This is a genomic window from uncultured Nevskia sp., from assembly GCF_903885465.1.
In the GTDB taxonomy this organism is placed as follows: domain Bacteria; phylum Pseudomonadota; class Gammaproteobacteria; order Nevskiales; family Nevskiaceae; genus Nevskia.
The window spans coordinates 1-9,332 of the sequence record NZ_CAISIQ010000293.1 but is presented as its reverse complement, the minus strand read 5'-3'; the positions used below and the strand labels follow the sequence as shown (position 1 = coordinate 9,332).

The window sequence follows — 9,332 nt, the reverse complement described above, 5'->3', positions numbered from 1 at the left end:
GCGGCCAGCGTGCCGTTGGCGATCGCCACGGTGCGCGGCGCGCCGCCCAGCAGGATCGGCTCGGTCAACGAGCGATGCAGCGGCACTTCAAAGCCCGGAAGATCGGTCGCCGTACTCATACGACCGCCCCACCGGAGAAGCTGAAGAACGACAGGAAGAACGAGGACGCGGCAAAGGCGATGGACAGACCGAAGACGATCTGGATCAGCTTGCGGAAGCCCCCCGACGTGTCGCCAAAGGCCAGCGCCAGGCCGGTGGCAATGATGATGATGACGGCAACGATGCGTGCGACCGGCCCCTGGATCGACTCCAGGATGGATTGCAGCGGCCCTTCCCAGGGCATCGAAGAACCGGCGGCCTGCGCCGTGCCGGCCGTCATCAGCATGATGGCGGCCAGCATCAGGCCCCGATGGGCAGGCCGGGCCAGGCGCCGCAGGCGTGCAAGGATGGGCACCGGATTTACGGAAGTACGGAAAGCATGGCTAGGCGTCATGGCAGTTCTCCAGAGGGGTCGGGGGACGGGAAAGGCGCAGCGGCAGCGGCTGCGAGGGAAACCGGCGGCAGCTCGGGAAGCGGCGCTTCCAGCGCGTCCGCCAGTTGGTAGCCAGCGGCGTCGAAGCCGACGACGCGGGCGATGCTTTCGACGCGGCGCTTACGGCCACGTCCGGCGATGTGGATGACGACGTTGACCGCCTCGGCGATCAACGCACGCGGCGGGTTCACCGCGACTTCGAGAATCAGTTGCTCCAGCCGCAGTAGCGCGCCCAGCGCGGAGCCGGCGTGGATGGTGGCGATTCCGCCTGGATGGCCGGTGCCCCACACCTTGATGAGATCCAGCGCTTCGCCGCCGCGCACTTCGCCGACGATCACCCGGTCTGGGCGCAGGCGCATCGTGGCGCGCACCAGCTCCTGCATCGACACCACGCCCGCACGGGTGCGCAGCGGTACATGGTCACGGGCCGCGCATTGCAGTTCGATGGTGTCTTCGAGTACCAGTACGCGATCGCCCGTGGCAGCGATCTCGGCCAGCAGCGCGTTCGCCAGCGTGGTCGTGCCGGTGCTGGTGCCGCCGGCGATCAGGATGTTCTGCCGCTCGCGCACGGCGCGGCGCAGGAAGTCCGCCTGCCCGGCGGTCAGGATGCCGTCGGCCACGTAGCGATCCAGGCCGATGATGTTCACGGCACGCTTGCGCAGAGCGAAGGCCGGCCCCGGTGCGGCCGGCGGCAAGATGCCCTCGAAACGCTCGCCGGTTTCGGGCAGCTCGGCGGTCAAGAGCGGTTGGCCGCGATGCACTTCCGCGCCGACATGCGCTGCGACCAGACGAATGATGCGTTCGCCATCGGCTTCGGGAAGTTCGACGCCCAGCGGCGTGCGACCCGACGACAGGCGATCGACCCACAGGGTACGGTCGGGATTGAGCATGATTTCCACCACGTCCGGGTCTTCGAGCGCGGTGGCGATCAGCGGCCCCATTGCCGTGCGCAACATCTGGATGCGGCGATCCAGCGAAGTCGCGGCCGACGAACGTGGCTCGGGCGGGAACTGCGGAACGGCGCTCATGAGGCACGCTCCGCAGCACGTTCATGGGCTTCGGCCAATGCCGCCGCGTCATCCATGCGTGCGGTGTCCGGGTGCAGTTCTTCCACCACGTCGCGCACGAGGCTGCGGCCGCGCAGCAGGTGGCGGCCAAGCTGTTCGACGAACTGCTCGAAGCGCGCCTTGCCCTGGGCGCGGGCCGCTTCCTGATGCGCTTCGGGAACCGGCGTGCTGACGGTCAGGAAGTAGCGGACGAACAGCGCCAGCGTTTCGATCTGGATGTTCTGGTCACGCTCCAGGCGTTCGGTCTGCCGCGACAGGCGATCCAGCCGCTTGGCAATGGCGGCCTCGCGCTGATCGCCCGCGTCGGGAGACAGCCAGGACGCCAAGGCAGCGGCAACGATGCTGGACTTCGACACGCCTTTCTTGGCGGCCAGTTCGTCCAGGCGCTTGGCGTGCTCGTGCTGGATGAACAGGTTGAGGCGGTATTGGCTCATAAGTCGATTCCGTCGTTGGGGTCGAGGGAAGCCAGCCGGGCCGTGCGCTGCATGGCCGGATCGAGCTGGCCGGGAAGCGCGGCAAAGGCAGGCAGCGGCAAGTCGTCGTCATCGAGCAGCGCCAGGTCGTTGGCGGCTGGCGCTTGTTCAGGGTGGTACTCGGCAACCTCGGATAGCTCCGGCTGCCGGCGCGGGCCACCGTCGTCGGTGCCGCCCAGGCCATCGGCGGGTGCCACGGCCGGCGCGGCAGGCACGGCCGGAATCGCCAGGCCGCTCCAGTCGTCGGGGCGCGATGGCGGCGCGTCGGCGTACTGCCCGTCCGCCAGCGGGGGCGGCGGCAGCACGCGGCGCTTGAAATTGGCGTCGGCGTAGTAGCGCAGTTTCTTCGCCCGAATAGGCGCGACGCTGGACACCATCACCACGGCGTCATCTGGCGGAAGCTGCATCACTTCGCCTGGGGTGAGCAGCGGACGTGCGGTTTCCTGCCGGGACACCATCAGATGCCCGAGCCACGGCGCGAGCCGGTGGCCGGCGTAGTTGCGCTGCGCGCGCAGCTCGGTGGCCGTTCCCAGCGTTTCGGAAATGCGCTTGGCCGTGCGTTCGTCGTTGGTGGCGAAGGTCACACGCACATGGCAGTTGTCCAGAATCGAATGGTTCTGGCCGTAGGCTTTGTCGATCTGGTTGAGCGACTGCGCGATAAGGAAGCTGCGGATGCCGTAGCCGGCCATGAAGGCCAACGCCGTCTCGAAGAAGTCCAGACGGCCCAGCGCCGGAAACTCGTCCAGCATCAGCAGCAGCTTGTGGCGGCGGTCGATGCCGTCGCTGCCATCGAGCGATTCGGTGAGGCGCCGGCCGATCTGGTTGAGGATCAGCCGGATCAGCGGCTTGGTGCGGCTGATGTCCGAAGGCGGCACCACCAGATACAGCGACACCGGATGCTCGGAAGCAATCAGATCGGCGATACGCCAGTCGCAGCGCGAGGTGACTTCGGCCACCGTGGGATCGCGGTACAGACCCAGGAACGACATGGCGGTGCTCAGGACGCCGGAGCGTTCGTTGTCCGACTTGTTGAGCACTTCGCGCGCAGCGGAGGCCACCACCGGATGCGGGCCATCGCCGAGGTGGGGCGTGGTCATCATCCGGTGCAAGGTCAGCTCGAAGGGGCTGGCCGGGTCGGACAGGAAGTTGGCGACGCCGCGCAGCGTCTTGTCCTTGCCCGCATAGAGCACGTGCAGGATGGCGCCCACCAGCAGCGCATGCGAGGTTTTCTCCCAGTGGTTGCGCTTCTCCAGCGCCCCTTCGGGATCGACCAGGATGTCGGCGATGTTCTGCACGTCGCGCACTTCATGCGCACCGCGCCGCACTTCCAGCAGCGGGTTGTAGGCCGCCGACTTGGCATCGGTGGGGTTGAACAGCAGGCAATGCGAGAAGCGCGAACGCCAGCCAGCCGTAATCTGCCAGTTCTCGCCCTTGATGTCGTGGATGACGGCCGAGGCAGGCCACGACAGCAGCGTCGGCACCACCAGGCCCACGCCTTTGCCCGAGCGCGTGGGTGCGAAGGACAGGACGTGTTCCGGGCCTTCATGCCGCAGGTACTGGCGATCATGCTGGCCGAGGAACACACCGGCCGGCTGCGTCAGGCCCGCCTTGCGGATGTCGGCGGCATCGGCCCAACGCGCCGAACCGTAGGTCGTGACCAGCTTGGCCTGCCGTGAGCGCCACACCGACATGGCGATGGCGACCAGCACGGCCAGTAGGCCGCTACCGCCGGCAATCGCACCGCCTACGTCGAAAATGTGCGGCGCATAGGCATCGAAGAAGAACCACCACTCGAACAGTCGCCAAGGGTGATAGACCGGCGTGCCAAAGAAGTCGAACCAGGGCGAGCCAAGACGTACTTGATGTCCGAGAGCGGCCGCTGTCCATTGCGTTGCACTCCATACGCCGGCGATCACGATGCTGAAAACAGCGGCGATCTGCCCGAACAGCACGCCCTGACCTTGCATGACTGGCCTCCGATTTCTCCTGCGCTGATTCCTCGCTCACACGCGGCACAAGGACGTGCCGCATGGCGTGAGGATCGGTGCCGGGTCGGTGCCGGTCAAAGACCGTTATCGGAAGAAAGGTCGAGCAATTGGAAAGAATTAGGGCCGCATCGGGCCAAGGAAAAACGCCGCAAGCGAAGGCGCATTGCGGCGTGTCGGGCAGAAAATGAAAAGTTCGTGGCGAATCGCCAGCGATCAGAACTTGGGCGGGTTCTCCGGCGGCGTATAAGGTGTGTTGCCATCACCATAAAACCGCTTGCGCGTGGCCTCGGCTACCCGGTTGCACAACACGTCGCCGAGCGTGGCGCGATCGGTCTTGCACTGCTGTCGCAGCTCTTTCAGGCGCACGGGATCGGATGCCAGTTCTTCAACGGTTGGCACGCTTTCCGTCTTTGGCGTATCGGCGGGGCCGCAGGCGGTCAGCACCACGGCCAGCGAAAACAGCATTGCCTTCTTCATGGCTTGGGTTCCTCCGAGGGATCAGGGATATGGCCTGGCGCTGGCCTGGCATCTTCGGGGGACTCGATGGCCTGCACGCGCTCGATGAAGCGGGCCAGCGTTTCCGAGGGTTCGCCATCCAGGCGCAGCAGATAGGTCGTGAGCAGCGGCGAGCGTCCCGCCAGCGGCCGTGCCACCACGCCTTGCTCCCGGCTGGCGGTGATGTGCGCGGCGCCAGTCAAGCCCAGGGCGAAGCCTGCGGAGACCAGCGCCATCATCAAGTCGCAGGACGCCACCCGTTCGGCCACCAAGGGTTCCATGTCCACGCGGCGCAGCACGCGCTCGACCTGCCGCGCATGACCTTCGCACGCCTGCGGATCGCACAGCACCAGCGGATAACGCAGCAGTTCTTCGAGCGGAATGCGCTTGTGGGCCAGCAAGGGATGGCGCGCGGGCACGGCCACCATCAGCGGATCGCTCCAGACGGGCAAGGCGACGACGCCATCGCCGGCTTCATCGGCGCGGGCAAAGCCCACGTCGTACAGGTCATCGTGCAGACCCTTGATCTGCTGCGCCAGCGGCACCTCGAAGAAGCGGATTTCGACTTCCGGTTCCTCCTGCCGGCACAGCGCCAGCAAAGCCGGCAGGCGCGATGGCGTGATGCCATCGGACAAAGCGATACGCAACTGGCCGTGAAAGCCGTTGGCCGCAGCCTTCACGCTCTCCCGTGCCTGCTGTATGGCTGCGAAGACGCGCGGCACATGCGCCAGGAACAACGTGCCCGCTCGCGTTAGTCGGGTTCTACGCGTGGTGCGGGCGAACAGCACCACGCCCAGTTCTTCTTCCAGTTCCTTGATGGCGCGCGACAGCGGCGACTGCTCGATGTGCAGTTTCTCCGCCGCACGGGCGAAGTGCAGTTCTTCGGCTACGGCGAGGAAACAGCGTAGGTGGCGAAGCTCCATCGCGTGCCGCTCCGCGTCAGCCTGCGGGCCGCTGCGCTTTTGCCAGCATCAGCAACAGCACGCAAACCAGCAGGGCCGCGCCCAGGTTGTAGAGCATTCCTGCCACGAAGGCCGAGGCGTATTGGCCCGCTTGCGCTGCCATGCCACCACCCGTGGCCAGCGCCGCACTGAACAGGATGCCGACCACAGCCACGCCCAGCGCCGCGCCGACCTGCTGGACGGTCGATACCACGCCAGCCGCCATGCCGGCCTGGGCTTCATCGACAAAGCCCAGCACCAGATTCAGCAGCGGCGTCATGATGAAGCCTTGGCCGGCGCCGACCACGATCAGCACGGGAATCAGCCGCGTGGGCACCAGCTCCGCGCCTGCCATCCGTACCTGCGCGATCAGCAGCCCGATGGAAACCGCATAGACCAGCGCACCCGCGACGATGGCGCGGGTTCCCCAGCGCGCCACCAGCCGCGGCGCAGCCAGCGATGCCAGGACGAAGCCCACGCTGCATGGCGCGAAGATGCTGCCCGCGACGAAGGGATCGAGGCCCAGTCCGGTCTGCACCAGCAAGGCGAAGCACAGGAAGAACGAGCTGGACGTGGAATAGACCAGCAGCACCAGCAACGCGCCCAGCGCGAAACGGCGCTGGGCCAGCAAGCGCATGTCCACCAGGGGCAATCCGCCAGCCATGCGCCGCTGCTCTTGCTGACGATGGAACATCGCAAGCAATACCACCGCCGCGCCCAGTGACCAGAGGCTCCAGGCCGGCCAGCCTTGCCCCGGCCCCTCGATCAGCGGCACCAGCAGCAGCGCCAGCCCGGCGCTGACCAGCGCCACGCCCGTCCAGTCCAGGGCCGGGCGTTGCGGTGCGCGAGATTCGGGGATGTGGCGTGCCGCCGCGATGGCGAGCAGGCCGATAGGGACGTTGATGAGAAAGATGCTGCGCCAGCCCAGCCCGAACAGGTCGGCATGCACCAGCCATCCGCCCAGCACCTGCCCGGCGATGGCGGCCAGGCCCAGCGTCATCCCCAGCAGGCCGAAGGCGCGGCGACTGTCGCCGCCGCCGAAGTTGACACGGATGGAGGCATAGACCTGCGGGAACAGCAAGGCGGCCGCCAGCCCCTGCAACACCCGCGCACCGATCAGGAAGCCAGCGCTGGGCGCCAGCCCGCACAAGGCCGAAGCCACAGTGAAGCCCGCCATGCCGACGACGAACAGGCGGCGACGCCCGAACAGGTCGCCCAGCCGCCCGCCGGTAATCAGCAGCACGCCGAAGGCCAGCTCGTAGCCGGCCACGATGAAGCCGATCTGCGCGAAGCTCGCACCCAGCCCGGCCTGCATGCTGGGGATGGCGACATTGACCACGAACAGGTCGAAGATCGTGACGAAACCGGCCAGCAGCAACACGGACAAGCCGAGCCAGGGCGGGCCGCTGACGGCGCGCGCAGGCGGCGTCGAGAGGCAGGAATTTGAGGTCATCTTGCGTATCCAGGGTAAAGACGCGATCATTCTCAAATCCTTTTTAAGCAATTACAATTTAACTATTTATGCTATTACTCAAAGCAACGAGATAGGCGATGCGAACCCTGGAACGAACCCGCTCCGATCTGGCGGCCTTCCTGCTGGCACGCCGTGAACGGTTGACGCCTGCCGATGTGGGCTTGCCCAGCGGTGGCCGCCGCCGCACGCCGGGGCTTCGGCGCGAGGAAGTCGCCGCGCTCGCCGGCGTCGGCCTGTCTTGGTACACATGGCTGGAACAGGGGCGCGAGATCGGCGTGTCGGCCGCCTTTCTGGACAACCTGGCGCGGGTGTTGAAACTGGATGCCGCCGAGCGCCGCCACCTGTTCCTGCTGGCACACGAGCGGCCGCCCGCCGAGCCGGGCAAGACCTGGTGCGTGCTGCCGCCGCTGGTGCGGCGCCTGATGCACGACCTGCCGCATCCGGCCTTCGTACTCAACCTGCGCTGGGACGTGCTGGGTTTCAATGCGCCGGCCGATGCGCTTTTCGGTTTCGGCTCGCATGCGCCCGAGCGGCGCAACCTGCTCTGGCTGCTGTTCACCGACCCGCTGCTGCATGAGCGCATGGACGCCTGGGAAGAACAAGCCCCGCTGATGCTGTCGAGCTTTCGCCGCGACTTCGCCCGCGCCACGCAGGAAGCCGACATTCACGGACTGGTGGACGAGCTGGAACGGGTGTCGCCGGAGTTCAAGACGTGGTGGCGCAAGCACGACGTTCATGCGCCCTGCAACGGCGTGCGCATGCTGGTGATCGACGGCAAGGCCGAGCCGTTCGAGCACACTTCGCTGACGGTCGATGAAGACCGGCACCTGCGGCTGGTGGTGTATGCCAGGACACAGGATCAAACCGCGCAGGAGCGTTGATTGAGGCCGTGTCGGCTGCCCGGTAGGCAGCCGCTCGGTCTCGCGAGCGAAGTGAAGTTCTTCGGCCACCGCTATAAAGCAACGCAAATGCCGAAGCTCCATGGTGTATCTCATCCAAGTTAAAAGGCCTTGACGAGTTCCGGCACAGCCGCGAACAGGTCCGCCTCCAGCCCGTAGTCGGCCACGCTGAAGATCGGCGCCTCCGGGTCCTTGTTGATCGCCACGATCACCTTGGAGTCCTTCATGCCCGCCAGGTGCTGGATCGCCCCCGAGATGCCCGCCGCCACGTACAGCTGCGGCGCCACGATCTTGCCGGTCTGGCCCACCTGCAGGTCATTGGGCGCGTAGCCCGCATCCACCGCCGCGCGGCTCGCGCCGATGGCCGCGCCCAGCTTGTCGGCCAGCGGGGTGATGACTTCGTCGAATTTTTCCTTGCTGCCCAGCGCACGGCCGCCGGAGACGATGATCTTGGCCGCCGTCAGTTCGGGCCGGTCGCTCTTGGCGATTTCGCTGCCCACGTAGCTGCTCTTGCCGGTGTCTGCCGCTGCGGTTGCCGTTTCCACTGCTGCGTTGCCTCCGGTCGCCGCTGTGGCGTCGAAGCCGGTGGTGCGCACGGTGATGACTTTGGTGGCGTCGCTGCTTTGCACGGTGGCGATGGCATTGCCGGCGTAGATGGGGCGTTCGAAGGTGTCGGCGCTCACCACCTTGGTGATGTCGCTGATCTGGGCGACGTCGAGCTTGGCGGCCACGCGGGGGGCCACGTTCTTGCCGCCGGCCGTGGCCGGGAACAGGATGTGGCTGTAGTTGCCGGCGATGGCCAGCACCTGGGCGGCCACGTTCTCGGCCAGGCCGTGGGCCAAGCCTGCGGCGTCGGCGTGGATGACCTTGGCGACACCGGCGATCTGGGCGGCGGCTTGTGCGGCAGCGCCGACATTGTGGCCGGCCACCAGCACGTGCACGTCGCCACCGCAAGCGGCTGCAGCCGTCACGGTGTTCAGGGTTGCGCCCTTGATGGATGCGTTGTCGTGTTCAGCAATAACGAGTACCGACATTTAGATCACCTTCGCTTCGTTCTTGAGTTTTTCGACCAGGGCGGCCACGTCAGCCACCTTCACGCCGGCGCCGCGCTTGGCGGGTTCGGTCACCTTCAGGGTCTTCAGGCGCGGGGCGACTTGAACGCCGAGGTCTTCGGGCTTGATGGTGTCCAGCGGCTTTTTCTTGGCCTTCATGATGTTGGGCAAGGTGACGTAGCGCGGTTCGTTCAGACGCAGGTCGGCGGTGATGACCGCGGGCAGCGTGAGGCTAAGGGTTTCCAGGCCGCCGTCCACTTCGCGGGTCACGGCTGCCTTGTCGCTGGCGAGCTCGACCTTGGAGGCGAAGGTGGCTTGCGGCAGACCGGCCAGCGCCGCCAGCATCTGGCCGGTCTGGTTGCAGTCGTCGTCGATGGCCTGCTTGCCCAGGATCACGAGGCCGGGCTGTTC

The 9,332-nt window shown here is 66.6% G+C and carries 9 protein-coding genes and 2 pseudogenes; 1 reads left to right on the top strand and 10 read right to left on the bottom strand.

All coding sequences use genetic code 11. The features are described 5' to 3' along the window. The 8 genes and pseudogenes from QZY06_RS11400 to QZY06_RS11365 all read right to left on the bottom strand — a co-directional run. Window positions 1-119 (bottom strand): annotated as a pseudogene (locus QZY06_RS11400) (conjugal transfer protein TrbD); the annotation flags it as partial. Continuing rightward, window positions 116-493 carry a TrbC/VirB2 family protein gene (locus tag QZY06_RS11395; RefSeq protein ID WP_058158359.1) on the bottom strand — a complete coding sequence of 126 codons (378 nt, stop codon included), beginning with the start codon at window positions 491-493 and terminating at the stop codon, window positions 116-118. The pseudogene QZY06_RS11400 and the gene QZY06_RS11395, both read right to left, overlap by 4 nt. Then, window positions 490-1,560: a P-type conjugative transfer ATPase TrbB gene (gene trbB, locus QZY06_RS11390; RefSeq protein ID WP_295684279.1), complete on the bottom strand. Its 1,071-nt coding sequence runs from the start codon at window positions 1,558-1,560 to the stop codon at window positions 490-492. Before trbB ends, QZY06_RS11395 begins: the two co-directional genes overlap by 4 nt. Continuing rightward, window positions 1,557-2,033, bottom strand: coding sequence for a ribbon-helix-helix protein, CopG family (locus QZY06_RS11385; protein ID WP_033938318.1), 477 nt, complete (start codon window positions 2,031-2,033; stop codon window positions 1,557-1,559). Before QZY06_RS11385 ends, trbB begins: the two co-directional genes overlap by 4 nt. Next, window positions 2,030-4,039: a conjugal transfer protein TraG gene (locus QZY06_RS11380; RefSeq protein ID WP_058158361.1), complete on the bottom strand. Its 2,010-nt coding sequence runs from the start codon at window positions 4,037-4,039 to the stop codon at window positions 2,030-2,032. Before QZY06_RS11380 ends, QZY06_RS11385 begins: the two co-directional genes overlap by 4 nt. Window positions 4,040-4,273: 234 nt before the next feature. Beyond that, window positions 4,274-4,537 (bottom strand): EexN family lipoprotein, encoded by a 264-nt coding sequence (locus QZY06_RS11375; protein ID WP_033938320.1) that lies wholly within the window; start codon window positions 4,535-4,537, stop codon window positions 4,274-4,276. Further along, a complete protein-coding gene (locus tag QZY06_RS11370) occupies window positions 4,534-5,478 on the bottom strand; it encodes a LysR family transcriptional regulator (protein WP_058166402.1) in 945 nt (314 codons plus the stop codon). Before QZY06_RS11370 ends, QZY06_RS11375 begins: the two co-directional genes overlap by 4 nt. 16 nt (window positions 5,479-5,494) lie before the next feature. After that, complete coding sequence (locus QZY06_RS11365) at window positions 5,495-6,949, bottom strand: MFS transporter (RefSeq protein WP_033938326.1); 1,455 nt, start codon at window positions 6,947-6,949, stop codon at window positions 5,495-5,497. A gap of 98 nt (window positions 6,950-7,047) precedes the next feature. Here QZY06_RS11365 and QZY06_RS11360 point away from each other — a divergent pair, with 98 nt between their 5' ends. Further along, on the top strand, window positions 7,048-7,851 hold the full coding sequence (locus QZY06_RS11360) for a helix-turn-helix transcriptional regulator (protein WP_295684265.1): 804 nt from the start codon (window positions 7,048-7,050) through the stop codon (window positions 7,849-7,851). Window positions 7,852-7,970: 119 nt separating this feature from the next. Here QZY06_RS11360 and QZY06_RS11355 read toward each other — a convergent pair whose 3' ends face one another. Then, entirely contained in the window at window positions 7,971-8,903 is a 933-nt protein-coding gene (locus QZY06_RS11355; RefSeq protein WP_043373371.1) for an FAD-binding protein, read from the bottom strand. Next, window positions 8,904-9,332: pseudogene (locus tag QZY06_RS11350) on the bottom strand (electron transfer flavoprotein subunit beta/FixA family protein); the annotation flags it as partial. It lies immediately after the preceding gene.

Excerpts from the sequence above, each read along its gene's own strand:
- QZY06_RS11395 (WP_058158359.1), bottom strand. The coding sequence starts at position 493 with ATGACGCCTAGCCATGCTTTCCGTACTTCCGTAAATCCGGTGCCCATC.
- trbB (WP_295684279.1), bottom strand. The coding sequence starts at position 1,560 with ATGAGCGCCGTTCCGCAGTTCCCGCCCGAGCCACGTTCGTCGGCCGCG.
- QZY06_RS11385 (WP_033938318.1), bottom strand. The coding sequence starts at position 2,033 with ATGAGCCAATACCGCCTCAACCTGTTCATCCAGCACGAGCACGCCAAG.
- QZY06_RS11380 (WP_058158361.1), bottom strand. The coding sequence starts at position 4,039 with ATGCAAGGTCAGGGCGTGCTGTTCGGGCAGATCGCCGCTGTTTTCAGC.
- QZY06_RS11375 (WP_033938320.1), bottom strand. The coding sequence starts at position 4,537 with ATGAAGAAGGCAATGCTGTTTTCGCTGGCCGTGGTGCTGACCGCCTGC.
- QZY06_RS11370 (WP_058166402.1), bottom strand. The coding sequence starts at position 5,478 with ATGGAGCTTCGCCACCTACGCTGTTTCCTCGCCGTAGCCGAAGAACTG.
- QZY06_RS11365 (WP_033938326.1), bottom strand. The coding sequence starts at position 6,949 with ATGACCTCAAATTCCTGCCTCTCGACGCCGCCTGCGCGCGCCGTCAGC.
- QZY06_RS11360 (WP_295684265.1), top strand. The coding sequence starts at position 7,048 with ATGCGAACCCTGGAACGAACCCGCTCCGATCTGGCGGCCTTCCTGCTG.
- QZY06_RS11355 (WP_043373371.1), bottom strand. The coding sequence starts at position 8,903 with ATGTCGGTACTCGTTATTGCTGAACACGACAACGCATCCATCAAGGGC.